At 62.2% G+C, this 26,204-nt stretch carries 25 protein-coding genes; 19 read left to right on the forward strand and 6 right to left on the reverse strand.

Features of this window, described 5'->3' with window-relative positions; genetic code table 11:
• Nucleotides 1–114 precede the first annotated feature (114 nt).
• Nucleotides 115–1,572, forward strand: a complete 1,458-nt coding sequence (locus tag LQ955_RS03100; RefSeq protein ID WP_231026772.1) for a benzaldehyde dehydrogenase — start codon at nucleotides 115–117, stop codon at nucleotides 1,570–1,572.
• Between the two features lie 82 nt (nucleotides 1,573–1,654).
• Here LQ955_RS03100 and LQ955_RS03105 read toward each other — a convergent pair whose 3' ends face one another.
• Together LQ955_RS03105 and LQ955_RS03110 are read right to left on the reverse strand one after the other, a co-directional pair.
• A complete protein-coding gene (locus LQ955_RS03105) occupies nucleotides 1,655–2,476 on the reverse strand; it encodes a fumarylacetoacetate hydrolase family protein (protein WP_231026773.1) in 822 nt (273 codons plus the stop codon).
• Between the two features lie 2 nt (nucleotides 2,477–2,478).
• Nucleotides 2,479–3,408: a VOC family protein gene (locus LQ955_RS03110; protein WP_231026774.1), complete on the reverse strand. Its 930-nt coding sequence runs from the start codon at nucleotides 3,406–3,408 to the stop codon at nucleotides 2,479–2,481.
• Between the two features lie 190 nt (nucleotides 3,409–3,598).
• Here LQ955_RS03110 and LQ955_RS03115 point away from each other — a divergent pair, with 190 nt between their 5' ends.
• The 12 genes from LQ955_RS03115 (at nucleotide 3,599) to LQ955_RS03170 (ending at nucleotide 16,933) form a co-directional block, all read left to right on the forward strand.
• Entirely contained in the window at nucleotides 3,599–4,387 is a 789-nt protein-coding gene (locus LQ955_RS03115) for an IclR family transcriptional regulator (protein WP_231026775.1), read from the forward strand.
• Nucleotides 4,388–4,582: 195 nt separating this feature from the next.
• A complete protein-coding gene (locus LQ955_RS03120) occupies nucleotides 4,583–5,083 on the forward strand; it encodes a DUF3237 domain-containing protein (RefSeq protein WP_231026776.1) in 501 nt (166 codons plus the stop codon).
• 78 nt (nucleotides 5,084–5,161) lie between these two features.
• Entirely contained in the window at nucleotides 5,162–6,469 is a 1,308-nt protein-coding gene (locus LQ955_RS03125) for an ABC transporter substrate-binding protein (protein ID WP_255713680.1), read from the forward strand.
• Nucleotides 6,470–6,537: 68 nt separating this feature from the next.
• Complete coding sequence (locus tag LQ955_RS03130) at nucleotides 6,538–8,550, forward strand: ABC transporter permease (RefSeq protein ID WP_231026778.1); 2,013 nt, start codon at nucleotides 6,538–6,540, stop codon at nucleotides 8,548–8,550.
• Nucleotides 8,543–9,364, forward strand: coding sequence for an ABC transporter ATP-binding protein (locus LQ955_RS03135; RefSeq protein WP_231026779.1), 822 nt, complete (start codon nucleotides 8,543–8,545; stop codon nucleotides 9,362–9,364). Before LQ955_RS03130 ends, LQ955_RS03135 begins: the two co-directional genes overlap by 8 nt.
• Nucleotides 9,361–10,092: an ABC transporter ATP-binding protein gene (locus tag LQ955_RS03140; protein WP_231026780.1), complete on the forward strand. Its 732-nt coding sequence runs from the start codon at nucleotides 9,361–9,363 to the stop codon at nucleotides 10,090–10,092. Before LQ955_RS03135 ends, LQ955_RS03140 begins: the two co-directional genes overlap by 4 nt.
• Nucleotides 10,085–11,707 (forward strand): FAD-dependent monooxygenase, encoded by a 1,623-nt coding sequence (locus LQ955_RS03145; RefSeq protein ID WP_231026781.1) that lies wholly within the window; start codon nucleotides 10,085–10,087, stop codon nucleotides 11,705–11,707. The genes LQ955_RS03140 and LQ955_RS03145 overlap by 8 nt, the downstream gene beginning before the upstream one ends.
• A 5-nt stretch (nucleotides 11,708–11,712) precedes the next feature.
• A complete protein-coding gene (locus LQ955_RS03150) occupies nucleotides 11,713–13,101 on the forward strand; it encodes an FAD-binding oxidoreductase (protein WP_449342978.1) in 1,389 nt (462 codons plus the stop codon).
• Nucleotides 13,098–13,970, forward strand: a complete 873-nt coding sequence (locus LQ955_RS03155) for an SDR family oxidoreductase (protein ID WP_231026783.1) — start codon at nucleotides 13,098–13,100, stop codon at nucleotides 13,968–13,970. The genes LQ955_RS03150 and LQ955_RS03155 overlap by 4 nt, the downstream gene beginning before the upstream one ends.
• Nucleotides 13,967–14,725 carry an SDR family NAD(P)-dependent oxidoreductase gene (locus tag LQ955_RS03160; protein WP_231026784.1) on the forward strand — a complete coding sequence of 253 codons (759 nt, stop codon included), beginning with the start codon at nucleotides 13,967–13,969 and terminating at the stop codon, nucleotides 14,723–14,725. The genes LQ955_RS03155 and LQ955_RS03160 overlap by 4 nt, the downstream gene beginning before the upstream one ends.
• Nucleotides 14,726–14,753: 28 nt before the next feature.
• Complete coding sequence (locus tag LQ955_RS03165) at nucleotides 14,754–16,427, forward strand: thiamine pyrophosphate-binding protein (protein ID WP_231026785.1); 1,674 nt, start codon at nucleotides 14,754–14,756, stop codon at nucleotides 16,425–16,427.
• A 2-nt stretch (nucleotides 16,428–16,429) separates the two neighbouring features.
• Nucleotides 16,430–16,933, forward strand: a complete 504-nt coding sequence (locus tag LQ955_RS03170) for a VOC family protein (RefSeq protein ID WP_231026786.1) — start codon at nucleotides 16,430–16,432, stop codon at nucleotides 16,931–16,933.
• Between the two features lie 78 nt (nucleotides 16,934–17,011).
• Here LQ955_RS03170 and LQ955_RS03175 read toward each other — a convergent pair whose 3' ends face one another.
• Nucleotides 17,012–17,917, reverse strand: a complete 906-nt coding sequence (locus LQ955_RS03175; RefSeq protein WP_231026787.1) for an HAD family hydrolase — start codon at nucleotides 17,915–17,917, stop codon at nucleotides 17,012–17,014.
• Nucleotides 17,918–18,164: 247 nt separating this feature from the next.
• On the opposite strand from LQ955_RS03175, the gene LQ955_RS03180 reads away from it, so the two are divergent.
• Both LQ955_RS03180 and LQ955_RS03185 read left to right on the forward strand, forming a co-directional pair.
• Entirely contained in the window at nucleotides 18,165–19,736 is a 1,572-nt protein-coding gene (locus LQ955_RS03180; RefSeq protein ID WP_231026788.1) for an HNH endonuclease signature motif containing protein, read from the forward strand.
• 218 nt (nucleotides 19,737–19,954) lie between these two features.
• Nucleotides 19,955–20,206 carry a CBU_0592 family membrane protein gene (locus LQ955_RS03185; RefSeq protein WP_231026789.1) on the forward strand — a complete coding sequence of 84 codons (252 nt, stop codon included), beginning with the start codon at nucleotides 19,955–19,957 and terminating at the stop codon, nucleotides 20,204–20,206.
• Nucleotides 20,207–20,217: 11 nt separating this feature from the next.
• On the opposite strand, the gene LQ955_RS03190 is transcribed toward LQ955_RS03185, so the two are convergent.
• Entirely contained in the window at nucleotides 20,218–21,210 is a 993-nt protein-coding gene (locus tag LQ955_RS03190; RefSeq protein ID WP_231028032.1) for an IS481 family transposase, read from the reverse strand.
• A 287-nt stretch (nucleotides 21,211–21,497) separates the two neighbouring features.
• Between LQ955_RS03190 and LQ955_RS03195 the strand changes: the two genes are divergently transcribed.
• The 4 genes from LQ955_RS03195 (at nucleotide 21,498) to LQ955_RS03210 (ending at nucleotide 24,422) form a co-directional block, all read left to right on the forward strand.
• The gene (locus tag LQ955_RS03195; protein ID WP_231026790.1) at nucleotides 21,498–21,878 is read left to right on the forward strand and encodes a VOC family protein; all 381 of its coding nucleotides are present in this window, start codon (nucleotides 21,498–21,500) and stop codon (nucleotides 21,876–21,878) included.
• Between the two features lie 158 nt (nucleotides 21,879–22,036).
• On the forward strand, nucleotides 22,037–22,246 hold the full coding sequence (locus LQ955_RS03200) for a dihydrofolate reductase family protein (protein ID WP_304961761.1): 210 nt from the start codon (nucleotides 22,037–22,039) through the stop codon (nucleotides 22,244–22,246).
• A gap of 56 nt (nucleotides 22,247–22,302) precedes the next feature.
• The gene (locus LQ955_RS03205) at nucleotides 22,303–23,142 is read left to right on the forward strand and encodes a hypothetical protein (protein WP_231026792.1); all 840 of its coding nucleotides are present in this window, start codon (nucleotides 22,303–22,305) and stop codon (nucleotides 23,140–23,142) included.
• Between the two features lie 50 nt (nucleotides 23,143–23,192).
• Entirely contained in the window at nucleotides 23,193–24,422 is a 1,230-nt protein-coding gene (locus tag LQ955_RS03210) for a toxic anion resistance protein (RefSeq protein WP_231026793.1), read from the forward strand.
• A 16-nt stretch (nucleotides 24,423–24,438) separates the two neighbouring features.
• Here the strand turns inward: LQ955_RS03210 and LQ955_RS03215 are convergent, their stop codons facing one another.
• Together LQ955_RS03215 and LQ955_RS03220 are read right to left on the reverse strand one after the other, a co-directional pair.
• Nucleotides 24,439–25,293, reverse strand: coding sequence for a hypothetical protein (locus tag LQ955_RS03215; RefSeq protein WP_231026794.1), 855 nt, complete (start codon nucleotides 25,291–25,293; stop codon nucleotides 24,439–24,441).
• Nucleotides 25,294–25,367: 74 nt separating this feature from the next.
• A complete protein-coding gene (locus LQ955_RS03220) occupies nucleotides 25,368–26,192 on the reverse strand; it encodes a heavy metal-binding domain-containing protein (RefSeq protein WP_231026795.1) in 825 nt (274 codons plus the stop codon).
• Between the last annotated feature and the right edge of the window lie 12 nt (nucleotides 26,193–26,204).

A 26,204-nucleotide genomic window follows, 5' to 3' on the forward strand; every position in this document is an offset into this window, starting at 1 on the left:
CAACACTATTGACCTGTTTTACAGGACACATGTGAACCAAAGAAGGTTCACCGCGTCGGGTGATCGTCGAGCTTGCACGAGGCGACAGCACCCTACCTATATATAGGAGGAAGAATGGGCCTGCTCGATGGCGGCAACTGGAACGGCAAGATCTTCGTCGACGGTTGGATAGACGGCGGCGGCGGCGTCAGAGATGTCGTGGAACCGGCGACCGGCGCGGTACTCGGATCCATCGGCATCGCGGATGCATCCGACGCTGCGCGTGCAGCAGAGTCTGCCTCGCGCGCCCAAAAAGCCTGGGCTGCAACTCCACCGGAGGAACGTGCGGCCGTCCTCCGACGGGCGGGCCAGCTGTGGGAACAGCATCAGGATGAAATTGATTCCTGGCTTATCCGTGAAGGTGGCTCGATACCTCCGAAGGCGCAACTCGAGACGCATCGCGCTGCCAACGACTGCTACGAAGCCGCCGGTCTCCCTACCCACCCCCACGGTCTGGTTCTGCCGACGAACGGGCCGCGATGGAGTTTTGCTCGCCGTCGTCCGTCAGGCGTGGTGACCGTCATTGCTCCATTCAACTTTCCGCTGATTTTGTCCATCCGTTCCGTGGCCCCAGCGCTCGCCCTTGGCAATTCCGTTCTGCTGAAACCGGATCCTCGTACTGCAGTCAGTGGGGGAGTCTCGATCATGCGTATCTTCGAGGAGGCTGGCTTGCCTCCTGGAGTATTGCAACTGCTTGTCGGCGGTGCAGATGTGGGGGAGGCGGTTGTTGCCGCCCCCGAGGTGTCGGTGGTTGCCTTTACCGGATCCACCAACGCCGGGCGAGCCGTGGGCGCCCTTGCCTCTCGCCACCTCAAGCGGGTGCACCTTGAGCTCGGCGGGAATAACGCCCTCGTCGTACTGCCGGGTGCAGATCTCGCGCTTGCAGCCTCGGCGGGAGCATTTGGTTCTTTCATGCATCAGGGTCAAATCTGCATGACGTCGGGGCGACACCTGGTTCACGAAAGCCTCCATGAACAGTACGTAGAGATACTCGCAGAGAAGGCTCAGCACTTGCCCGTCGGTGACCCCTTCGCTGAACAAGTCGCACTCGGCCCCATTATCGACAGTGGCCAGCTCAACCGAATCGACGCAATCGTCAAAGAGACCGTAGCTGCGGGTGCCACTCTCTCTGCTGGTGGAACGTACGACGGCCTCTTTTACCGGCCCACTGTGCTCTCCGGCGTGGAGACTTCGATGCGTGCCTGGACGGATGAGATCTTTGGGCCCGTTGCTCCGGTCACGGCCTTCTCCACCATCGACGAGGCGATCGCCCTGGCGTCCGAAAGTGAATACGGCCTGTCGCTCGGAATTCTCGGCGACGTTGGTCTGGCCATGAAGGTGGCCGATGGCGTGCCCAGCGGTATCGTTCACATCAACGAGCAAACCGTCGACGACGAGCCAAACATTCCGTTCGGTGGAGTCGGAGCGTCTGGCAATGGCTCGCGATTCGGTGGCGCGGACGCCAATATCGATGCTTACACGAATACGCAATGGCTTACCGTCCGCTCAGAAATCGCTCCCTACCCGTTCTGAAGCGCAGCCCGCTACGAGAAGGGCCCGCCGCTCCCACTTTGGGGGAATGGCGGGCCCTTCTGCCGTGAGCGTCAGTTCGGGTCTACTCCGCCACGCAGTTGTTGGTGATGCTACCGACGCCGTCGATCTCCACGGTCACTACATCGCCGTCGAAAAGAAACAGCTGCGGCTCTCGTCTGTATCCGACGCCTCCAGGCGTTCCTGTGAGAATGATGTCACCCGGTAAGAGCGCAGTGAATTCCGAGATGATATGGATGAGTCGAGGAATGCTGAAGATGAGATGGCTCAGGTCTGAATTCTGTACTTCAACCCCGTTCACGGTCGTACGGATGCCCGCCGATGAAACGTCCACCTCGGGTGGCGTGACAAGTACCGGCCCAATCGGCGTGCTGTTGTCCCAGGACTTTCCTTGCATCCACTGGTGGGTTTTGTACTGGTAGTCACGCATTGTCACGTCATTGGCTGTCGAGTAGCCCAAGATGTGATGCGCGGCCGATTCCTCGCTTATTCTGCGACCCCCTGTGCCGATCACAACGGCGAGTTCGCCTTCATAGTCCACCTGGCTTGACTCCGGGGGGAGGGTAATGGAATCTCTGGCGCCGATGAGGCTTCCCGCGAACTTCGGAAAGAGAACGGGATAGTCAGAATCGGCCCGTTTCGTCTCGGCGACATGGGAGGCGTAATTGAGTCCTACACAGAAGATGCGGGGCGGATTCGGTACAACCGGGCGGATGCGTGCTTCATCAAGATCGAACGCGGAAGATTCCAGACGCTTCGCAGACGACAATCTTGCCAATGGTGTGTCTTTGCCGAGTTCAGTGAAGCCTTCGAGAGGAATCACACTGTTCCCGATCAATTGCCCCACACCTGCGCGGCCGTTCATTTCATAACTCAGGTATGGCATCGTCAGTTCGTCTCGCTCATCTTGCGCCAGTTCGGCAGCTGACCGCCCCAGAGGTTCACTGTTGTCGGGGCCGGTGTCCAGCGGCGTGGCACATACGTCACGCGGTCGTCCCAGAACTTCTCCATCTCGGCAGAGAGTTCGATGTGATTGCCGGCCGGGTCGTCAAAGAAGACGAAGAGGTTGTTCCCTGGCCCGTGACGGCCCGGTCCCCAGGTCACCTCTACGCCAGATTCGGATAGCCGGTCACACCAGGCCTTGAAGTCTTCCCATTCGGCGAGATCGTAAGAGTAATGATCGATGTCGCCTCCTTTTCCGACGACGACGATGGCGAGGGTGTGATGGTCGTGATCGCTCCGAAGCCAGGCAAACCGCCCGTCTTTCAATTGGTCGGAGAGACGGAACCCCACCGTGTTGACGAAGAAGTTGATCATGGGCTCCAGGTCTGTTGTTCCCAGAGTGGTGTGCTGAAACTTGATGGGGCGCCGCCCTGTGTCAGCGGCGTTCTCGCCCTGGCGCCGCACGGCATTGTGGAAATGAACGGCAGTGCCATCGGGATCGAGTACGTGGATGCCGATCGGCTCACCGACGGCTTCGTCGATGAAGGACTCGTCTAGCTGTGACACCTCGTATCCTGCGTCAGAGAGCCGCTGCGTTATTCCCGCAACTCCGTCTTGATCCCTGACCTCGAATCCATAGTGATCTAGCCCTTGTTCGCCAGGCAGCAAGTCCATCACATGATGGCCGAATCCCCAGCCCAATCGCACACCCCCGTCGGGCAGATCGGCCTGGCGCACAAGACCCAAGATGCGACTGTAAAAGGCCTCGGTCGCGGCGACGTCGGGTACGCGAAATCCAATGTGAGAAACAGAGGTTTCACGAAGGGTTCCCGCCGCGTCCTTTTCTTCGAGAACGATTCTTTGTGGTTTGTCCATGATTATTCCTTAGTTCGTCCTGCCGGGCCGGCACCGACCACGGTGACATCGAACTTTCGTGCGAATCGGCCCCCATGGAATGCGCCTCTGCTCTCTTCTCGTGGTCGATGATCACAGTACGGTAGCTTTGTCCTGTATGCAAGGACGACTCTATTGATAAATAGGACTTAAGCCTAGCTAGAATGAGTCCATGATAGAGGAAGCGGTCAACAGCGGTTATCGTGAGAGCAACTCCACGGCGGACCGCGCGCTGACCATCCTGAATATGTTCGACGATCGTCGGTTGGTCGTCTCTGCCAACGAGGTCGCGTCGACATTGAGCGTCGCGCGGTCGACCGCGTATCGATATCTGCAATCGCTCGTCACCAGCAAGTTCTTGGAGGAGGCTCCTGGCGGAGGATTTCGACTCGGACTTCGACTGCTGGAGTTGGCGAAGCTCGCCCGAAGAGGATACGGACTGAGCGACGCAGCGTTACCGCTGATGCAAGACCTCGCAGAGCGATTCCATCAAACCGTCTTGCTCACTCGGCGAGTGGGTTCGAGCATCGTCTGCGTCGAACGGGAGGAGGCTGACGGGCAATACGTGCGGCTGTCTTACGAGCGCGGCACCACACTGCCGATCAACGCCGGCGCTTCAGCTCTCATTCTTCTCGCATGGTCGCCAGAAGACGAGATCCGATCCTTGCTCAGTAGTCAGCAGCTCCATAAATTCACTCCGAATACGGTTGTCGATGTCGGCCAGCTGATGGAACGACTGGAAGCCATTCGCGCGCAGGGATACAGCGTCACGCACGGCGAGGTAGATCCCGACATGATGGGCGTCGCGGTCCCCGTCTTTCGTGAGGATGGAGTTGTTGTGGCCTGCCTCAGTTTCGTCGTGTTCGAAAACCGACTCCAAGGCGTGACCGCCGAGAAGCTCATCGCGGCGCTGCTTGTGTCAGCCCGCCAGCTGGGCGCGGTGCTGGAGCTTTCCAGCTAAGAAGTTCATCCCCCTTCGCTCGGGGGTGGGTCTGATTGCCGGCTGATCAGCCCGGCTTATTGGCGCGCCCAAGACATCTGCCCAGCGCATTGCTAAATAATCGTTGCCGTTCTAGTATTCGATAAATAGAACACCTGTCCTGAGTATCAGGCTTGGCTACGGAGCCGAGACGGCCGATTTTCTGTGAGGAACGCAATGACGCAATTCGCACCCGCTGATCGGGCTACAGACGTGAGAGACGGAGGAACCGCCTACGCGTTCACGCTCGATGTGCATCTGGCTCCTCCGCTCGAGGTTGGTGCCGTACCCGGTGGGCATCGGCGCATCATCCCGATCACCGGTGGCACCTTCTCCGGGCCGATGCTTTCTGGCGAAATCATGCCTGGAGGAGCCGACTGGAATCTCGTGCGCCCGGATGGCATCGTTCACCTTTGGGCTCGATACACCTTGAAAACAGATCATGACGAGTACGTCATGATCACGAACGAGGGCTGGGGAACCCAAGACGACGCGACAATGCAACGGATTTTCTCCGGCACGTTCAACGAAACTGATTCGTGGTATTGCCGAACTCAGCCGCGTTTCGAAACGGGTTCGGCACGGATTGAGTTCCTCCAGCGCTCGGTCTTCGTCGGCTCGCTGCGCCCGCCCACCCGCCCCGACCGCGTCATGGTCGACATCCATAAGCTTCTTTGACCGTTTTTCATTGCACCAAACAGTCAGCACCTTCCACCCTGAACGCAGCATCGTCGCTGCACAGAAAGAGAGAACACAGTGAAAAGGAAATTCGGCAAACAGAGCGCTGGAGCGGCGGTCGCGCTCGGCGTCGCGCTCTGCATTGGCCTCAGTGGGTGTTCCGGAGCCTCCGCGCCGGCAACGTCGGCCTCATCCGCAGCGGCAAGCATCAGTGCATCCGACCTGACGCTGGCCGCGAAGTACACCGGCGGAGCCGCCGGAGCAGCGGACTCCTCCAAGTCGCCCATCAAACTCGGCTTCATCAACTTGGACGGCGGCACTCCGTCATTCCCCGAATCAACAGAAGCAGCACAGGTCGCCGTGCAATTCCTGAACGAGAAACTGAGCGGAATCGGCGGTCACCCCATTCAAATCGTGCAGTGCAACGTCGTACAGGGAGACGCTGATGCGCAGAAATGTGCGCAGCAAATGGTCAATGACTCGAGCATTCAGACGGTAATGCTCGGCATGACCGTTACCGGCACTGGCCCGATCTATTCGACCATCGGCGACAAGAAGAACCTCGTGGGTATCGGAACCTTCAACCCGGTAGATCTCGACCAGGCTGGCGTGAACTTCCTTCAAGGTGCCGCCTTCGTCACCGGACCCGGTGTCGTTCAATACGCGAGCCAATACCTCAAAGCGAAAACTCTCGCCCTTACCTACGATGGAACCGACCCGGGAGCAGCTGCCGCTGCCCAGGTGATCGCCAAACTCGGTCCGCAGTTCGGAATAACGGTCACATCGGTACCGGTTTCTGATGCTTCCCAATGGTCTACTGCCCTCGTCTCCGCGGGCGCTCAGACAGCAGATGCGGTCGCGATCAGTGCGGGAACCGCCGCCTGCGTTCCTGCGGCTCAGGCATTGCAGCAGACGGGCATCACTGCGCCCGTGCTGACTTTCGGTTTCTGCCAGGACGCGAATGTTGCGAAGACGCTCGGGGACTACCCGAAGTGGACGTACGTTCAGCCGAATAAGAGCCCGATCGGCGTCGACGATCCCGACGTCACCCTGTACAACGACATGTTCTCTACCTACGCTCCTGACGCCAACCGTGCCGGAGGGGCCGCTGGAACCGCGCAACTCATTTTCCAGGTCGCTCAGGCAATGAACAAGGTGGGCGCCGACTCGCTGTCGGTCGAGTCCGTTCGAGACGCCGTGCACACCGCCACCGGACCGTTGTTCATGGGACCGGCCACAATCGCTTGCGGCAGTTTCGCGGCTGATGGAGCACAGAGCGTCTGTGACACCCACGTCTTCCCCGTCGTCTACGAAGGTGACGGCAAGTGGACAGACCCGACCAACGGCCAAGGCATCGACACTAAAGGCATCGGCTTCAAGAGCTAGACGCTACATCGTTCACAGGGGCCGCCCAGACGCTGTTTGGGCGGCCCCGCTATGAAGGGAAAAACATCATGCAGATCCTCGTGATCGTGCTTCTGAGCCTCGGCGCAGGAGCGCTTGTAGCGACGATGGCGCTCAGCTTGCTCTTGACGTATCGCTCAAGTGGTGTCGTGAACTTCGCCGCTGGTGCGACCGCTGGGTTCGTCGCCTACACATACTGGGACCTCACCACCCATGGGCATCTGTTTATCGGAGTGGATATTCCGATACCGGGTACACCCGTGGCGCCTATTCCCGCGCTTCTCATCTGCCTTCTCATCTCCGCCCTGCTCGGATACGCACAATATTTTCTCGTCTACCGACCCCTGCGGAACGCCGGCCCGCTTGCGAAGGTGGTCGCATCGTCGGGCGTGCTCCTCGTTCTCGAGGCGCTCGCCATCCTGGCCTTCGGATCAACCACACTCGTGGTGAAACCACTTCTCCCGTCTACCACGATCCCTCTCGGTTCGGTCGGAATCCCACTGGACCGAGCCATCATCGTGGGCATCGCGATTGTGCTCGCGATCGCGCTTTCGCTTGTGTACCGACTCACCCCTTTCGGTATCAAGACGCGCGCCGTGGCTGACAATCGAAAAGGCGCCCTGTTGTTGGGCGTAAACCCCGGGCGCCTCGAAGCGTTGAACTGGATCATCGCCTCGACTATGACGGGAGCCATCGGCGTTCTCGTCAGCCCGCTCATCGGCCTGTCGCCGACATCTCTCAGCTTGTTCATCGTGCCCGCCCTCAGCGCGCTCCTTCTGGCTGGTCTTCGCTCGTTCGGTATCGCTGCAGCGGTGGGAATCGCGATCGGTGCGGCACAGGCCCTCATCACCTTCGCGCAGGGTGCAACGTGGTTCCCGAAGTCGAACAATGCACCCGTCCCCGGTATTAAAGAGGCGCTGCCGTTCGTGATCATCGCGATCGTGCTCTTCATTCGGGGAAGGAATCTGCCCGACCGATTGACGGAACGCACGCGCTTGCCCCGTGCGCCCAGGCCCAACCGTCTGGTGCTCCGGTTCGGAATCGCCATCGTGCTCGCCTTGGGCATGATCACGTTCGCGCCGTTCGGCTGGCGCCAAGCCCTGATCACCAGTCTGATCGGAGCGATCATGTGCATGTCGATCGTGATCGTCACCGGCTATCTCGGGCAAGTGACCCTGGCCCAGACCGCGATCGCTGGTGCGTCTGGGTTCATGCTGTCGAAACTCGCCCTCGCTCTGGGCTGGGGATTTCCGTTGGGTGCCGTCGTTGCAATCCTCGGTGCGGCGGCGGTGAGCCTGATCGTCGCACTCCCGGCATTGAGGATGAGGGGAATGCAATTGGCGATCGTCACGCTCGCGGGCGCCGTCGCGATCCAATCGTTGTGGTTCCTCAACCCGGACTGGGGAGGCGGCACAACAGCAGCCAGCGTTCCGCCGCCCAGTTTCTTGGGGATCAAGCTCGGAAGCAGCGACTCCTTTTGGAACTTCGGTGACAGTGTTCCCTCGCCAGGTTTCGCGCTGCTCGTGCTCGCAATTACGTGTCTGGTAGCCCTCGGTGTGGTTACGGTGAGGCGGAGTGCGTTCGGTGCGCGGCTTCTCGCAGTGCGATCCGACGAAGCGGCTGCCGCTGCTGCCGGCGTGAACGTGAGCCGCACGAAGGTGTTGGCGTTCGGCATCGCTGGCGCCGTCGCCGGCGTGGCGGGCGTGCTGTACGGATACGACTTCGGTCTCGTCACCTCGGGCCAGTACGACCAGTTCACAGCGATCGCATTCCTTGCCATCGCATACCTCGGCGGATTGACCACGGTATCGGGAGCCGTCATCGGCGGGCTGCTTGTGACGCAGGGCGTGATGATGTACACGATCACGACGCTTTTCGGGATTCCCTCGGAGTTCCAGCTTCTCATCGCCGGGGTGGCCGTCATCACCACCGTCATCGGCAATCCTGACGGGATGGCCGGATTCTTCCGCGACCGCTTCGCGCGGCTTGGGGAGCGACTTCATCGGTCGAAACCACAACAAGCCGCGACCGTCATCAGCGAAAGGAGCGAGTCACATGCCTGAGGCAGTACTCATCGGAAAAGGACTCTCGGTCGCGTATGGAGGCGTGAAGGCGCTGTCCGATGTCGATATCGAAGTGCGCCGCGGTGAAGTTGTCGGCCTCATCGGGCCGAACGGAGCCGGAAAAACGTCGTTCATCGACGGCGTCACCGGGTTCGCCACCATGTCGGGTGACCTGCGCCTCGACGGCACGTCGTTGACGGGGGTGCGAGCGCACCGCCGTAGCGGGCTCGGGCTGAGCCGCACGTGGCAGTCGGTAGCGCTCTTCGATGATCTGACGGTTCGCGAGAACGTCGCCGTCGCTGCAAAGCGTGGTGCTCGACGCTCCGGGGCGCAAAGTCATGCCGACCGGGTGCAAGGGGCGATGGATCGGGTCGGCATCGCTGAACATGCTTCTCGTCTTCCGGGCGAGCTGTCTCACGGACAGCGCGTTCTTGTCGGAGTGGCGCGTGCCATCGCCGCCGAACCTCAGGTTGTTCTAATGGATGAACCTGCAGCTGGTCTCGATGATGCGGAGGGCCGGGAACTGGGTCTGTTCATTAGGAAGTTGGCTTCGGAGGGCATGGGCATCCTTCTCGTCGACCACGACATGAATCTCGTGCTCGACGTGTGCGATCGCCTCTACGTGCTCGACTTCGGCCGACTGATCGCTTCGGGATCGCCTCAGGAGATTTCGAACGACCCTGCTGTCATCCGCGCGTATCTAGGCGGAGGAGACGAAGTCGACTCTGCTGATCCTGATGTGGTGACACCAGCCGACATCGCAGATGCCGATGAGATCGAGCTTGAACCGGTGGACATCGAGGAGGAGAAGTGAGCGCGAATTACCAAGCACAGGCTGAACCGCTGCTGCAGGCGACGTCGTTGTCCGTCGGCTATTCGGGCACAGCCGTCGCGCACGATCTGAACCTGTCAATCGGCACGTCAGAGATCGTCTGCCTGCTGGGCCCGAATGGGGCCGGAAAGACCACGACGTTGCTGACCCTCTCTGGTCTGCTCGAGCCGATAGCTGGTTCCGTCACCCTGCACGGCAACGACCTCAAGGGCGTGCGCCCTGACGTGCGAGCCAGGCGGGGAATCGTTCAAGTGCCGGAAGATCGGTCGTTGTTCGGGTCGCTCACGGTGAAAGAGAATCTTCAGGTCGCTTCGCGCGATGAAAAGGAGCTCGACAGGGTCTATTCGTATTTTCCGAAGCTGCGAGACATCCAGGATCGTCGCGCAACGGTGCTCTCGGGGGGCGAGCAACAGATGCTCGCCCTTGCACGCGCCCTGATGCTCAGACCGGAATTGCTCATTGTCGATGAAATGAGTCTGGGACTGGCGCCGATCGTCGTCGAGGCGATCTTGCCTGTTTTCCGTCGTATCGTCGACGAGACCGGAGCGTCTGTTCTCATGGTCGAGCAGCATGTGCATCTCGCCCTCGAAGTCGCCGATCGGGCATATGTCATGTCGAGGGGCAGGATCATTGCATCCGGAACGGCCTCCGAGATCTCGGAATCTCTCGACGATCTGCGCGGCGGCTATCTTGGTGTGCAGAGTGACTGACGTTCGTGAAGCGACCATTCCCGTTGCAATAGTGGGAGCGGGGCCGGTCGGTCTCACCCTCGCCGCTCTTCTGTCTGCGCGAGGTGTGAACGCATGTCTCATAGAGCGTCGATCGGGCGCAAGCGACGAGCCGAAGGCCATCAGCATCGATGACGAGTCGCTGCGCACCTATCAACATGCCGGGTTACTGCCGGAGCTTCTGCGGATTGTCGTGCCGGGCACCGGAACCCGGTACTTCGACGCTGACGGCCGACCTCTGTTTCAGGCCGGTGCTGAATTTCCGGGGAGGCTGACGCTGCCGTTCAAGAATCCATTCGCTCAACCAGATCTTGAACGCGTGCTGTACAGCGCTGTCGAGAGGGATGACGCGATCCAGCTTCGGCTCGCAACCGAGGTGACGGGCCTCTCTCAAGGGGAGGACGGCGTGCGGCTGGAGCTACGATCTGACGGCGTAGATCAATCTCTCTGTGCGGCATACGTCGTGGGCGCTGACGGAGGTCGCTCGACCATTCGGGCGGCGGCGGGAATCGGTATGACAGGTCGAGCTCTTCGCGATGATTGGCTGGTGGTCGATACTGTCGGCGATACCCACCGCGAACGGCACGGAATGCACTATGGGATTCCCGAGCGGCCAATGGTAATCGTCCCTGGGCTCGCGGGGCGATGCCGGTACGAATTTCGATTGTTTGCGGGCGAAGGGGTGGCAGGCGAGCGTCCTGAATTCTCACTCATCGCCAAGTTGCTCAGCCCACACCGAACAATCCACGAGAACGAAATCGAGCGCGCGGTGGTTTACCGGTTCAACGCATTGAACGCCGACACCTACCGTTCCGGCCGTCTGATGCTGGCCGGTGACGCGGCGCACATGATGCCGCCCTTTGCAGGGCAAGGCCTCAACTCGGGCATCCGCGACGTCGAGAACCTGGCGTGGAAGCTCGCCGCTGTCATACAGGGGCAGATGCCAGAGCAGATCCTCGATTCGTATACTGACGAACGTCGCCCTCAGGCCGGAGCAGTCGTTGCCTCGTCCGCACGTTTGGGTCGAGTCGTTATGAGCACGTCGAGACGCGTAGCCGAACTGCGAGACCGCCGCGTTCGCGCGGCGTTGGTCACAGACGAAGGCCGCGACTTTTTCGAGAATATGAGATACCGACCGGCCAATCGTTTCGAGCGGGGACTCCTCATTCCCGGCCAGGGTGTCGGATCGCCATTGGCTCAACCCTGGGTGTTCGACATGCAGGCCGCAAAGGTGCATCCGTTGGATATCGCTTGCGGACCCGATTGGACTCTCATCGGCGTCGATGTGCAAGCTGAAGAATGGCCGCACGTCGAAACGGTCCGGGCCGTTAGCCGGGCGCATGCGGTACACGCGGTTCTCGGCGAAGAACTCCCCAGACGCTTGGCCGGCATAGACCTGATAGCCGACCTCGATGGTTCGCTTCGACGCGAACTTCTGCCTAACGCTGGCAAGTTCATGCTGATCCGCCCCGATCGTGTCATCGCCGCGATTTTCGGGGTGAACGACATCGCCGGAGTTCACCTCGTCATCGATGATTGGTTTGTCTCTGACCGTGCCATCGATACTCCCTCATCTTCCATCTACCGAGAGGCATAGTTCTTGTGAGCCAGCGACTAACAATCGAGGGGTTTTCCGGTCAGGTTCTGCTGCCGGGAGACCCGGAGTACGACGAAGCACGCACCATCTGGAACCGGATGATCGACCGCCGGCCTGAGATCATCGCGCGGTGCCTCACCGTGACAGACGTCGTCACGGCCGTGAGGTGGGCCCGCGCAGAGGGTGTTCCTCTCACTGTGCGAGGAGGCGGCCACAGTATCCCGGGGCACAGCGTCATCGACGACGGCCTCGTCATCGATCTCACGGGCATGAACGCTGTCGAGGTTGATCCCGCCGCGCGTTTGGTGAGGGTGCAGGGCGGCGCTCTCCTCGGCGACGTCGACCGGGCAACGCAAGAGTTCGGACTCGCGACACCGGCGGGTGCAATCTCACACACCGGGGCAGGTGGACTCATTCTCGGTGGCGGGCTGGGGTGGACGATGCGCAAATACGGATTGACCGTCGACAATCTCATCGCCGCGCAGCTTGTCACAGCTGAAGGTGATGTCATCGTTGCCGATCGGAACGAGCACCAGGACTTGTTCTGGGCTCTGCGCGGTGGAGGAGGGAATTTCGGTGTGGTGACCGAATTCACCTTGAAGCTCCACGAGCGCGGACCGGTGTATCTCGCAGCGCACGCGTTCGAACTCGAGGATGCTGCCGCCGTGCTTCGTGGGATGCGAGACATCATGCCGACCTCACACGACGATCTCGTCTGGTCAGCCTTCTTCCGCATGCTCCCCGATTGGGACTGGGCGCCGGCTGGGCGAGTCGGCGATCGAGTTCTGCTTGCGCCTCTTGCCTGGTTGGGTGATCACGATGAAGGGCGCGCAGTCATCGACGAATATCTCGCCCATCTCGGCGTCACGCCGCTGGCTCAGTCGCACGGTTCGATTCCTTATGTGGAGTTGCAAAGCCTCAACGACGATCTGAACGCGCACGGTCACTTCAACTACCACAAGTCGAGCTTCTTGAAACAACTTGACGACGACACAATCGACGTTCTCGTGCGCCAAGGATCGCGCATCGCGTCGGCCAATTCGCAACTGGAGGTTCTCTCGATGGGCGGAGCAATTGCCCGCATTCCCGAAACTGAGACAGCGTTCGCACACCGCACAGCGCTCTGGCCAGTGAACGTCTGCGGAATTTGGAAACCGCACGAGGACAGCCAACTGAATAAGGATTGGGTCGTGAACACCTTCAACGAGCTCCGCCCTCATCTCGGCGATGGGTCTTACCTCAACTTCGGAGGCAGTGATGCGACGGAAGTCGAGTCACATGAGGGATACGGGGACCACTGGCGTCGGCTCCGTGAGGTGAAGACAGTCTACGATCCGGGCAATATATTCCGGCACAATGCCAACATCCCTCCCCTCAGCGAGGCCGACGCATGAAGATCGGGCCCGAAACGACTGCATTGGTGACGGGAGGCGACAGCGGCATCGGCTTCGGCATCGCACAAGCTTTCGTGCAGCGCGGGGCACGCGTGGTCATAGCGGGTTTGTCTGAAGAAGCGCTTGCCGAAGCGGCGAACCAGCTCGGCGGTCGCGTCTCCACGGCGGTCTTGGATATCAGGGATCGCGAAGGCTGGGCCCAGCTGGCAGAGCGGCTGTGGGCGGACGGTGGTATTGACGTGCTCGTGAACAATGCGGGAGTGGGGTACCTCACGCCCGCTCTTGAAACGAGCTTCGAACAGTGGGACTGGCTCATCGACATCGACCTCACCGGAACTTTCAACGGAGTGCGCTCGATCGTCCCACGGATGCTGAGAACCGGGAGCCCAGGCAGAATCGTGTCGACCGCATCGATCGGGGGACTGCTGGCGGCGCCGGGATCCGTCTACGCTGCGGCCAAGGCCGGAGTCATCGGATTCATGGAAGCTCTGCAAACCGAGCTGTGGGATACGCAGATCGGCGTAACCATTCTCGTTCCCGGAATCGTGCGTTCGAACATCGCCAACGGGTTGCTGCCCCCCGGCGAATCTCAGGGCGTTCAACCGGGTGGGGCTGGCCTCGACGTGCTTTACCAAGAGCCGATGGAGCCCAAAGAAGTAGGTGAGCGCGTCATCCGCGCGATTCAGAATGACGCGTTATACGTCGTCACTCACGCCGAACACGGCCCACTCCTGCAGCGACGATTTGATGCAATACGTCGCGCGGTGCCGCTCGAGACTCCGCCCGAAGCGAGGGCCGCGGTCGAGCGGATGGTTCTCGAGCATCCGATCTATGACGCCGTTCGTGCACGAATCGAGGAGGGGGAGTGAGCGAGAGTCTGTTGCGCGATCGAGTCGTATTCGTCACCGGTGCCGGTAGCGGGATCGGACGCGCGGCAGCCCAACTCTTCGCAGAGGAAGGGGCGGCGATTTTCGCCATCGACCGAGATGAACAGTCGCTGGATCAGGTAGTAGGGCACATCGTCTCCGCCGGCGGCCGGGCTGGTGGTCAGGCGTGCGATGTCGCGAGATTGAACGACGTCGCTGACGCCGTGAACGCTGCAGTCTCGAAATTCGGACGCATTGATGGAGCATTCAACAATGCCGGCATAGCTCCCCCCGCCGTCGACACATCGCTCGTGGATCCACTGCTCTGGCAGAAGGCTTTCGACATCAATGTCGCCGGAATCTGGCACTGCCTGCGCGCAGAGCTCACGGTTATGGAGCCAGGCGGATCTATCGTCAACACGGCGTCGGTTGCTGGAATGGCGGGATTACCAGGGTCAGCCCTCTATTCTGCAACGAAGCACGCAGTCGTAGGGCTCACTCGCAGCGTCGCGGCTGAGTATGGGCCACGAGGAATACGAGTGAATGCGATCGCTCCCGGGCTGACACGCACCGCGATGGTGGCGGCGCTGATCGAGAACGGCGATATGGATCCCGAGGCGTTGGTCGCCCACTCGCCGCTTCGGCGAATGGCCGAACCTCGTGAGATCGGCGAAGCTGCGTTGTGGTTGCTCAGCAACCGATCCAGCTTCGTGACGGGTCATGTACTAGCAGTAGACGGCGGAGAGTTGGCGGTATGAGTTCGGATCTGACAGCAAAGGAACAATCATGACAGTCTCAACCGGTGGACAGATGGTAATCAGCACGCTCAAGCGGGCTGGAGTCGACACCGCATTCGGTATCAATGGCGCCCACGTCGACAGCATCTATCAGGCTGCGCTCGACGACGGGTTTCGCATCATCGACGTCAGGCACGAAATGAATGCGGGGCACGCAGCAGAAGGGTATGCCCGCGTACGAGGGGATGTCGGTGTCGCCATTCTTACGGCCGGCGGCGGGTTCACCAACGCCGTGACGTCGATGGCCAACGCGTTCTTGGATCGAACGCCTGTCGTCTACATAGCCGGTTCCGGACCGCTCTCACTCGACCAGTCGAACGACTTGCAATCGGGTATCGACCAAGTGGCGATGGCAAGCCCCGTGACGAAGTGGGCCCACCGCGTCACTCGCACGGAACTCATTCCGCGTCTGCTTGCCCAGGCGGTTCGGGTCGCGCGCTCGGCGCCGGCCGGGCCCGTGCTCCTCGACATTCCCTGGGACGTTCTCAGAGAGTCCGTGGAATTGCCTGAAGACGTGAACCGGCTGAACCTGGATGGTCACGGGGCAGCTGCACCGTCGTCGCTCGATGACATCGAGCGACGCATCCGTTCTGCGGAGCGCCCGGTCGCGCTCATCGGCAAACCATTCGCTGCCGACTCCGACCGCGCGGCCTTACATCGTTTTGCCGAGCGAAGCGGAGTGCCGTTAGTCTCCGATTACGACGGTCTCGGAGCGATTCTCGGCACGCCCCAGGGCATCGGGTTGGTGCAGATCCTGGCTACACTCCCTTCTGACGAGAAGCCAGACCTCATCATCATGCTCGGGGTGCGCTTCGGACTGACCACCGCACTCACATCGGGCACGCTGATTCCGCACGGGATCCAGATCGTGCAGATCGATTCGTCAGGAGCGGAACTTGGTCGCCTAGAAACCGTCGCCCTCGCCATCCAAGCAGACCCAGGGGCAACCGTATCCGCCTTGGCCGAGCGATTCGAGCGGCCCAGCGCCCCATCGACGTGGACGCAACGGCTATCCCGCGTGGCCGAAGAGCGCACCGCGGCCGTTATGGCTGAAAAAGTGCCAGGAGATCGGATTCACCCTCTCGACGCAGTTACCGCCATTGCCACATCGTTGCCGAGTGGGTCGACCGTGGTCGCAGATGGTGCCCTCACCTATCTCTGGCTTTCTGAGACGATAGCGAAGAGCAACGTTGCGCACTATCTCTGCCACGGATATCTCGGATCGATGGGCGTCGGCATGGGCACCGCACTCGGTGCTCAGAGCGCGCGACCGGGTGAAATCACGGTATTGGTCACCGGTGACGGAGCGGTCGGCTACAGCCTGGCGGAATTCGACACGATGGTTCGTGCCGAACTTCCCGTCGTCGTCATTGTGCTCAACAACCGGGCGTGGGGTGCGACCTGGCACGCCCAAGAAATCGTACTCGGGCGAGATCGAGTGACGAACAATGCCCTGTCTAACGGGTCATACAGTGCCGTCGCGCGCGCGCTCGGCGCCGATGGTTATGAGGTCACCCGCTTGAACGAGCTGGCCGATGCGATCACGAAAGCGATAGCGGCGGGGCGCCCGGCCTGCATAGACGTGCAGGTGGATCTCGACCCCATACCTCCGGAGGAGAAGGTGCTGATGGGCGGTCTTCCGTTTGGCGCCGGGGAGGCGTGATCATGGAATTTGGGTTTGGGCAGCCGGATGACTCCATTATTCAAATCGCCTTCGTCGTTGAAGATCTCGACGTGGCGATGCGTGAGTTCAGTTCCCGCTTGGGTGTAGGGCCCTGGACCGTGATGCGCGATTTTGCGGGGGAGAACCCCAGATATCACGGATTACCTACTGAGGCCCGCGCAAACGTCGCCCTCGGATTCGGTGGACGCATGCAGTATGAGCTTATCCAGCCGCTCGACGATCTACCCTCCGTTCATCGTGACGTCATCGAGGAGAGGGGCTATGGGTTTCATCATTTCGGATACGCTCGGCCTGACTTCGATGCGAGCGTGGCACACATGCGCGCCCAAGGCTACGAACCGGTTTTCGAAGCTCGGGTAGGTGGCGATGGGAGAGTGGCTTATTTCGATACCCGTGACGTTCTCCCCGGAATGGTTGAGTTCATAGAGGCGGGACAAGCCTTAGATACCGACTTCACGGCGATGTATCTCGCCGCGCGGCATTGAGGGGAGTTCGGTTACGCCGGTTCCATTTGTGTGATGGCGGGTTTCTGTCTTGTCTCTGTCGGCCGGGTAGCGCTGCGCTTATACGCGTTCGATGTGGCCAAAGACGGTGTTCCAATCGTCTTTCACGCTGACGACGGTCCAGCCCAGTTCCGCGGCCCGGGCGAAAGATTTCTCGGCACCAGAGGTGTAGGCGAATTCGCGAGCGTCGTCGTTGTGCTCGACGATGATCGCGAACGTCGCCGATTCGAGCAGCTCGATATCCACATCCGCATTGCCACCGGCGAACACGGGCAGCCGCCCGGTCTGGGCGAAGACGTGCTCGGGCTTGCCGGGGCCGATGTCGAGGCCGCCGAGGCCCTCTTCGGCGCGGATGATCTGGCCGTCGATGTACCGGTAGTCAGCGGCGGTGCCGATCACATTCTCTTTGTAGATGCCCCAAGCCTCTTCGGCGAAAGTGCGCATGAAGTCGCGACCGCCGCCGGAGCACACGAAGACGCGAAACTCGTTCGCTTTCAGATATTCGATGAGTTCGAGCATCGGTTTGTAGATCAACTCGATGTACGGCACGCCGAATTTGGGCTGCTTGACCGTCTCGAGCCATACCCGCACTTCGGCGTCGAACTGTTCAGGCGTGCTGCCCGTCCACGACCGGCTGAACGCCTTCAGTAGCGTCTCGATCGTGGCGGGGTCTTGGGCTGCGACCCCGGCGAAGAAGCTCATGTCGTGCTCGACGAGGGCCTTGTACGGCTGAATCGCCGCGAGGCTCGGGTCGGATTTGACTTCTTCGCCCCAGCGACGGAACACGAAATCGAACTGTGGTGGAAGTGGCTGCTCCGACCATAAAGTGCCGTCGTTGTCGAAGGCCGCGATGCGGTCGGCAACCTTCACGAAGTCGGCACCGGGCGTGGTGGCCCTTGCCACGAAGTCGAGGATGGCCTGTTTCGTGGCACCCTCATTCCAGCTCGGCAGTGCGTCGTCGGTCACGAGAAATCCTTTCGATGGGGGCACGGCCAACTGCAACCCTTCAACAGGCAGGGATGGCCCGACACCGTGGTGCATGCGCCCGAACATGAATTGATCATCACGCCGTCTCGACGAACACGCAAGAGCACCGCCTCGAACGGTCTATCGCGGGTGAGTGCACAAATAGTCAGCAGTCGAGTTCTCCACAGTTCTGGAGTTTTCGGCAATTCAGTGAGTTTTACTCGAACATATGTGCGAAAATGGATGCATGAACGAAACCCGCGCAAACGCGCCAGCCGAGCAGCTCACCGCTGACCTCGACGTTGCGCGCGAGCTTCTGTGTCGGGTTCGTACGCTGCTCGATGCCGGTACGCTCACCGACGACGAATTGCTGTGCGTTGCTGCGTCAGCTGCTGAAGTCGGGCAGGCCTGTGGCTCGATCGACGTTGCTGTCGCGGGCGAAGTGGCCGAGCGTTCACGGCGACAGCTGGGTGGTGAACGGCTGTGCGCGCGCAAGGGGTGCAGAAATGCCGTCGAACTCGTTCAGCGCATTTCTCGCGTCTCGTCGGCGACGGCAGCGAAGCTGCTGCGAGTCGGCGAGGCAGTTCGACCGGTCGTCTCGCTCACCGGGCAATCGTTGCCCGCGCGCTTTTCGACGCTCGGTTCCGTGCTTTCCACCGCCGGCATCAGCGTCGACGCTGCGAATGCCATCGTCACCGGGCTCTCGGTGTCTTCGCTGAAGGCCGACCCCGCAACGATCGCCGCCGCCGAAGTTGAGCTGGTGCGAGCCGCGCTGGGCGAGAGCCTGGAGTGTCCTGTGCCGGCCACGGCCGACGACCTTCGCTTGCAAGCAGCGGTGTGGCGGTCGGTCATCGATCCCGACGGTGTCGAGCCCGATGAAGAGCGGGCGATGCGCCACCGGTCGTTGACCCTGGGGCGTGCAACCTCTGCCGGGGTGCCGCTCTCCGGCATGCTGTTGCCTGAAGCCGCGGCACGGCTGCAGCGCATCTTCGACGCGTATCTCTCACCGGTGACGAGTCCGGTCGCGTTTCCGGCCCTTCGGGGTGAAGCGGATGCTCGTGGGGCTGCTGTTGCTGGCGACGCTGCCGACACTGCGAACCTTGGCGCCGCTGCCGACGCCGACGCTGAGGCTGCTGACCCGCGCTCGAGTGAAATCGACGGAGAATCAGCTCGAGACGCCGGTGCTCTTGACGTTGCCGTCGAGGGTCGGTCACGGCCGCAGCAGCAGCACGATGTGTTTCTCTCGATGATCGAGAGCGCGAGCAGGGCGGCAGATACGCCGTCGATCGGTGGCGCTCCCGCAACCGTCATGGTGAGTGTTCGCGAGTCAGACCTCGCGGCAGGCACCGGAGTCGGCTGGGTCGACGGTTGCGAGGTGCCGCTTTCGGCCCGTACGGTGCGTCAGTTGGTGTGCTCCGGTGGTGTTCAGCGGGTCATTCTCTCCGATGAGGGGCGCGTCGTTCAACTGGGCGGCGAGCAACGCTGCTTCACAGGGCGACAACGCCGCGCGATCACGTTGCGCGACGGCGGGTGCATCATTCCGGGATGCTCGGTTCCGGCTTCGTGGTGTGAGATTCACCATGTTGATGAACACTCCGGCGGAGGCCCGACGCACTCAGACAACGGGGTGCTGCTGTGCTGGTTCCATCATCGAACCATCGACCAATCGGGGTGGGAGATCCGCATGCGCAGTGGCGTGCCGCAGATAAAAGCCCCACCGTGGATCGATCGAAGACATCGCCGCTGGGCACCCAGCACAAAATCGAGAACTCGACTTGCCCAAGAGCTCGTCGATCGCCCCCACCGACGGGGCGCCTGACCGCGACGGCTCACGGCGCCAGACCGCAAGGGCCCGAGCTCGAACGCCCGAGCACGAACGCCCGAGCTCGAACGCCCGGGCTCGAACACGCATGGTTGATGCCTGCACAGGGTTTGCTCACGCACGCTTGCTATTCTCGATATCAGTTGGTCAGTGCGGCCACCTCTGGACGAACATCAACGTACCCAGCACGACGACGTTGTTACCTGGAGGTCGTCATGCACATGGCAATACAAATCGGTGGGTCGCTGCTTGTTCTCGCTGGCTTCGCGCTCGCGCAGTGGGGTGTGCTCGATCTGAAATCTAAGCGGTATCTCGTGCTCAATACGGTGGGTTCCGCTGTGTTGGCCGTCGACGCCGTCATCGGCCAGCAGTGGGGCTTTCTGCTGCTCGAGGGTGTCTGGGCGATCGTGTCTGGCATCAGCCTCATCGCCGTGCTCTCCGGCCGCACTCCCCGCGCCGCGCACTAGCGCAGCACGCACTAGCTGTACTGCTCAGGGAGGTTGGTTAACCGGCTGATGGGTGGGTGGCTTCCGATGGCGGTGTGGGGTCTGTGGTGATTGTATTCATGGAGCCATGCGGGGAGGGCGTTTCGGCGCGCGGTTTCGGTGGGGTAGAACCGTTTGTAGGCCCACCCGTCGGCGAGGGTGCGGTGGAATCGTTCGATCTTCCCGTTCGTTTGGGGCCGGTACGGCCGGGTCTTTTTCGGTGTGATCCCGAGTTCCGCGCAGGTATCGCGCCAGAGATGCGACTTGTACGCTGACCCGTTGTCGGAGAGCACTCGTTGCACAGTGACGCCGCGGACGGCGAACCAGGACACCGCCCGCTGCAGCACGGCCACGGCGGTGGCGGCGGTTTCATCGGCGTGGATCTCGGCGTACGCGACCCGGGAGTGGTCATCGATCACGGTGTGCACGAACTCTTTCCCCGGCCGGGGTTCATAACGAGCATCTCTGACAATCCCGACGGTAGCGGCCCGGTTCCGGCGACCTTGCTGCCGGCCAACGTATCGGTGCCCGCCCCCGTCAGGAATGTTGCCGAACTTCGTGACATCGACGTGGATCAACGAGCCCGGAGTGTCATGTTCGTAGCGGCGGACGACCTCACCGGTGTGTTTATCGATGTAGCCGAGCCGGTTCAGCCGACACCGCACGAGAACGGCGTGCACTGTTGATGCTGGCATCCCGAGCTTCGCGCCGATCGCGACCGGGCCCAGGCGCTGCTTCCACCGCAGATGCCCAATTTTCCGCACGAGCTGCTGCCGGGTCCTGGTTGGGCTGTAGTGCGGGCGAGAAGAACGATCCACGACACCCGCTGCGCCCATCGCCGCGTATCTGTCGGCCCAACGCTTCGCCGTAGGCCAGGAAACATTGAATTGCGCCGCGGCATGAGCGACGGGCCAGCCGTCATCGATTATCAGGCGCGCGATGCGGAGACGGTGACGTGGGGTGAGAGCTGCGTTAGCGTGAGACACGAGGGCCCTTTCAGGTCGGTAAGTGGTTGACTGAGCAACTCCACTTTCGCCCCGGGGGCCCTCACCCCATTCCAACAACTACAGCGAGTCGTCACACCGAATCAACCAACCTCCCTGAGCAGTACAACTAGCGCAGCACGCACTAACACAGCACGCACTAGCGCAGCACACCGGTCACGCATCGGAACAATGCTGCCGCTCTGAGTGCGCGGGCAAGCCATGCGCGCGACCGACCCGACCATGAGCGATGCCTTGCGGGCGGGCGTGGGTGGGAGCACTGTAGACCCATGGGTAACCCGATCGTGCACGTCGAGCTCATCGGCCCGGAGCCGGCGCGACTGCGGCAGTTCTACGGCGCGCTGTTCGGGTGGGATGCGCCACCGGGTGCTGCCGTCGCGTCGGCGATCTCTGACACGGCGCAGTATTCGTTCATCGCGCCCGAGGCCGACGGCGAGCCAGCGGCGGGCGGAATCGGGGGTGGGGCGGGGTTCGCTCCGCACGCGATCTTCTACGTGGGGGTCGAAGATGTGGCTGCGACGCTCGATCAGGCCGAGCAGTTGGGGGCCACGATCATCCTGACTGCCCAGCTGAACGAGGGTGGGCACGTCACGGTGGGGCACTTTCGAGACCCGGCGGGCAATCTCGTCGGTGTCGCTGGTCCCGCCTAGGTGTATTCCAACGCCTCGAGGCCACCTCGAGGCGGTCACGCCGGTTCACGGCGAACGAGAGGATAAGCGGTCATGGCAACCATCGTGGTTCAGGAATTCATCACGCTCGACGGTGTGGTGCAGGGCGGCGGCGGCCCTGACGAAGACCGTGACGGCGGATTCGACGTCGGGGCAGTACCGTGCTGGTGCGCACGCTTGCCGAACACGACCTCATCGACGAGTATCGGCTGGTCGTTTGTCCGCTCGTGCTGGGCACCGGCAAGAAGCTCTTCGCCGACGGGTTTCCGATGTCGAAGCTCGCCCTCACCAGTACCCGGCAGCTGCCGACGGGGGTTCAGATGAATATCTACCGCCGCTCAGCACTGTGAGGATGTTCGTGGCTCACACGGAGCCGCGGGCCCCGATTCGGGCATAAACTCGGCTCATGCCCGGGCAGGTACTCGCACTAGACGATCCGCAGGGGTTTCTGGGCGGGCTCGTCGAGGCGGTGCAACGAGTGCTGCCCCGAGACGTGGCCGAGTCTTCGCTGACGGTCGTGCGGCGTCGATCGATCGGTGATCGGGTTGCTCTACGCAAGGGGTCGATCAGCTCGATCTGCTTCGTCACGAGGGGCTACGTGATGGAGCTCGTCTGCACCCCCGATCAGCGGTACACGGCCGAAACGCGCCGTGTCGTGCGCGGAATCGTGGTGAGCCGCCGCAACCAGAACCTGGGGGAGTGGCTCGAGGCGTTCGCCGGGCGAGTGGCCGTTGCTGCGGGTGCTTCGCGTGCTTCCGGTGCTGCGGGTGTTGCAAACGGCACTTCCGCATCGGTAGACCCGCTGCAGTTGCTCGGCATCTCGGTGTCGGGCCCGCGCGTCACCGTCAGCGACGAGAATATGCTCGCCGACCTCCGCACCTTGCCGTTCAAGGTGCGCGGCCGGATCCCGCCCGAAGCGTCGACGGTGTTGAAGCACATCATCGAGTTGCTCATCGAAACGCTACCGAGGGTCGTGGCGGGGTACGAGCTCAAGACGAACGCGGAGCGCACGGCGACGGTCTACCTGCCTGAAACGCTGCGGGCCTATCTTGCTCTGCCGACCGACTGGGCAAAAAATCACGTCTACACCGATGGCAGCACACCGGCAACCGCGCTGCTCGAGCAACTCTCGATGATCGAGCAGGCGGCGACAGAAATGCACGATGCCGCGCTTCGCGGCGACGCCGATGTGCTTTTGGTCAACGGTCGCTTTCTCACCTACAAGTTCGGTGATCTGGGTCGCTAGGGTGATCTGGGCCGTGAGATTTACGCTGAAGTGCACTCGATAGGAGAACCGTGTCTGAACTCGACCTCAGCCAACCGCTGACGCCGCCCGAACCGCAGCCGCAGAGCGAGATCGTGCTGACTCCGCCGGCGGCCGTACCCGAGGTCGAGGGTGAGCAGGCGACGGGCATGGTGCCCGTGCCCTCCGACACCCGTTCCAAGCTTCGCGAGACTGCGCGCACGTTCGTCGCCGGGCTCGCCGAGCATCCTCCCGGCAGTCCGGGGTTCGCGGCGAAGGTCAATGACATCACGAAGATGGGCGAGCAAGAGATTCGGGCGAGCGCCGAGACCTCGAACCGGATGCTCAGCAGACCCTCGTCGTCACTGGCTGCTGCCCGGGGCAAGGGCCCGGCCGCCGACCCACAGGTCAAGGTCGCCCACACCCTGCAAGAGCTGCGAACCACGATCACCGACCTCGACCCTGCCCGCGCCGATCTCACCGGTGCCAAGAAGTTGTTCAGTCGGCTGCCGGGTGGCAATAAGCTCACGCACTACTTCGCCCGGTACCAGTCGGCTCAGAAGCAGCTGGATGCGATCATTGCGGCGCTCGTCTCGGGTCAAGACGAGCTGCTGAAAGACAATGCGGCTATCGAGCAGGAACGAGCCAATCTCTGGGTGACGATGGGCAAGCTCGGTGAGTACGCGGCGCTGGCCGCCGATCTCGACGAGGCGATCTCGGCGCGAGCCGAGGCCGTGCGACCGACGGACCCCCGGCTGGCCGACTCGCTGGTTTCCGATGCGCTCTTTCCGATTCGCCAACGCCGGCAAGACCTGACGACGCAGATCGCGGTGTCGGTTCAGGGTTATCTCGCGCTCGACATGATCCGCAAGAACAACCTCGAACTCATCAAGGGCGTCGAACGAGCACGCACGACGACGGTCGCGGCTTTGCGCACGGCCATCATCGTCGCTCAGGCGCTCGCGAATCAGCGGCTGGTTCTCGACCAGATCGGCGCTCTGAATGAGACCACGAACTCGATGATCGAACGCACGAGCGAGGCGTTGAAGCAGCAGACGGCGATGATCCACGAGCAGGCCGCCTCGTCGGGGGTCAGCGTCGAGACGCTGCAGCGCGCCTTCGACAACGTGTTTGCCACGATGGATGCGATCGACGGCTACCGAGCGAAGGCCGTCGACTCGATGGCGGCGACCGTCAACGCTCTCGAGGGCCAGGTAGCCCGGTCTCGCAGCTACCTCGACCGTTCGCGCGCCGGGGACGAGCCTGACGCGTTGTCGCGCTGACGCGCACGGCTGATCGTCACGAAAGGTCGAGGCTCGACACCGCGAACCGGTCGGTGAGAAAGCGGCCGTTGACAAGCAGGGCGTTCGCATCGTTCGACACCGCCGAGTCGCGCAACTTCGAAACCGCGTCGAGCAGTATGCCGAGCTGGGTGGTGAGTGCACTGTCGGGGGTCGAACCGTCGGCGAAGACGTGCGCTCGAGCCCAGTCCGCGGGCAGCGCCACGTAGGCTTGCAGAGTATCGGGCAGGTAGACGGTCGCGGCTCGGCGCACGACAGCGCCGGTTTCTGCGCTCGAGCCGACCCGCGGCACGGTGTCGAGCAGCAGGTCCACGATGCGAGCGACCTGAGCCTGGGCATCCGTCGGCAGACGACCGGCGAGGCGACCGGGCAGACTTCGCAGATCGGTTTCGAGGCTCGCTGCACGCACCGATAGATCGGTGGCCGAGTGGATGCCGAGGGTCTGCAGAGCACGGCTCGAGGCGGCGGCGTCACCGACCGCATCACCCGCGACGGCGGCGACGCGACCGGCGAAGGCGCTCAGCCATTCGCCGAGCGGCTGTGAGCGGCGCGCAATGACGACTCCGCCCGAGACCCGCTGCGTTTCGGCGACCCATTGAGCGCGTGCGGCGGGCCGCAGCGACATGATCTCTCCGTCTGAGGCGAGTCGTACTTCGGTGATCGTTCCGGGGCGCCCCGCGAGGCGGTCGCCCAGAGTTCTGTTGCGCTCGACGCTCAGCACACCGGCCGCGACGGGTTCGGTGAGGGCCCGGGTCGCGCCGTCGATGAGGGAGGTCAGGAACGCCTGCGGATCGGCCCCCGCCGTAGCAACCGACGGGCCGGGCGTTGCCGCAGACGGCCTGACGGGTGGCAATGCGGGTGGCAATGCGGCCGGTACCGATGCGGCCGGTGCCGATGCGGCCGACGGGGAGGGCGCGCTCGGATCGCTCACCATCGGCCGCCGTCGGTGAGCGGAAGCACGAGGCTGGGCGTCGCGATCACGTGGTCGGGCCGCAGCGACCGAACGGCGCTGCCAATGGCGAAGAACTCCGTGGTGTGACCACCCCACCGGTGAGGCAGTGAAAGTAGCTGTACGCCCACGATTCCCTCGGCATCCAGTGTCTCTGCTTCGGTCTGCATACGGCCCATGGCCAGCTCGCGCGCGTTGTAGAGCGCCTCGGTGAATTGGGTGATCTCGACGTTCGCGCCGATGTTGTTGAGCGAGGACATCATGCCCTGGTGGGCGATGTGATAGACGCAAGTGCCCATCACGAGGCCGAGGGGTGCGTAGCCCGACTGGATGAGCGTCCAGAAGTCTTGACCCGACAGGTCGGAGGTGAAGGGCAGCCCCTTGTTGTTGCGCCAAGTACCGTTCTCCGGTGGCTTCTCGCCGATGACGGCTGTGCCGACGGCCACGAACTCCGCAAGATCGTTGCCGTACTCTTTGAACTCGATCTCGAGCCGTACTCCCACGATGCCGTCGGCGCCGAGGGCGTCGGCTTCGGCCTCCATGCGTGTCATCGCCAGCTCCCTGGCGTGGTACATCGCACTGCTCAGCTTGTCGAGCTCCATGTTCTTGCCCCAGCGGCGCGCCTGGATGCCGACGTGGTAGACGCTCGAGCCCAGAACGAGGCCCACGGGGTGAAAGCCCGCCTGTTTGACGAGCAGGAACTCGTTCACCGAGAGGTCAGAGGTGAAAAGGTTCTTCTTGCCGTCGGCCAGGCGCAGGCGGGCATCTTCGGGAAGTGTGATTCCAGAGAACGGGTCGGTCATCGAGAGGTCTTT

Origin of the sequence: Subtercola endophyticus, from assembly GCF_021044565.1 — a bacterium.
Taxonomy (GTDB): domain Bacteria; phylum Actinomycetota; class Actinomycetes; order Actinomycetales; family Microbacteriaceae; genus Subtercola; species Subtercola endophyticus.

Excerpts from the sequence above, each read along its gene's own strand:
- LQ955_RS03100 (WP_231026772.1), top strand. The coding sequence starts at position 115 with ATGGGCCTGCTCGATGGCGGCAACTGGAACGGCAAGATCTTCGTCGAC.
- LQ955_RS03105 (WP_231026773.1), bottom strand. The coding sequence starts at position 2,476 with ATGCCATACCTGAGTTATGAAATGAACGGCCGCGCAGGTGTGGGGCAA.
- LQ955_RS03110 (WP_231026774.1), bottom strand. The coding sequence starts at position 3,408 with ATGGACAAACCACAAAGAATCGTTCTCGAAGAAAAGGACGCGGCGGGA.
- LQ955_RS03115 (WP_231026775.1), top strand. The coding sequence starts at position 3,599 with ATGATAGAGGAAGCGGTCAACAGCGGTTATCGTGAGAGCAACTCCACG.
- LQ955_RS03120 (WP_231026776.1), top strand. The coding sequence starts at position 4,583 with ATGACGCAATTCGCACCCGCTGATCGGGCTACAGACGTGAGAGACGGA.
- LQ955_RS03130 (WP_231026778.1), top strand. The coding sequence starts at position 6,538 with ATGCAGATCCTCGTGATCGTGCTTCTGAGCCTCGGCGCAGGAGCGCTT.
- LQ955_RS03135 (WP_231026779.1), top strand. The coding sequence starts at position 8,543 with ATGCCTGAGGCAGTACTCATCGGAAAAGGACTCTCGGTCGCGTATGGA.
- LQ955_RS03155 (WP_231026783.1), top strand. The coding sequence starts at position 13,098 with ATGAAGATCGGGCCCGAAACGACTGCATTGGTGACGGGAGGCGACAGC.
- LQ955_RS03165 (WP_231026785.1), top strand. The coding sequence starts at position 14,754 with ATGACAGTCTCAACCGGTGGACAGATGGTAATCAGCACGCTCAAGCGG.
- LQ955_RS03170 (WP_231026786.1), top strand. The coding sequence starts at position 16,430 with ATGGAATTTGGGTTTGGGCAGCCGGATGACTCCATTATTCAAATCGCC.
- LQ955_RS03180 (WP_231026788.1), top strand. The coding sequence starts at position 18,165 with ATGAACGAAACCCGCGCAAACGCGCCAGCCGAGCAGCTCACCGCTGAC.
- LQ955_RS03185 (WP_231026789.1), top strand. The coding sequence starts at position 19,955 with ATGCACATGGCAATACAAATCGGTGGGTCGCTGCTTGTTCTCGCTGGC.
- LQ955_RS03195 (WP_231026790.1), top strand. The coding sequence starts at position 21,498 with ATGGGTAACCCGATCGTGCACGTCGAGCTCATCGGCCCGGAGCCGGCG.
- LQ955_RS03205 (WP_231026792.1), top strand. The coding sequence starts at position 22,303 with ATGCCCGGGCAGGTACTCGCACTAGACGATCCGCAGGGGTTTCTGGGC.
- LQ955_RS03220 (WP_231026795.1), bottom strand. The coding sequence starts at position 26,192 with ATGACCGACCCGTTCTCTGGAATCACACTTCCCGAAGATGCCCGCCTG.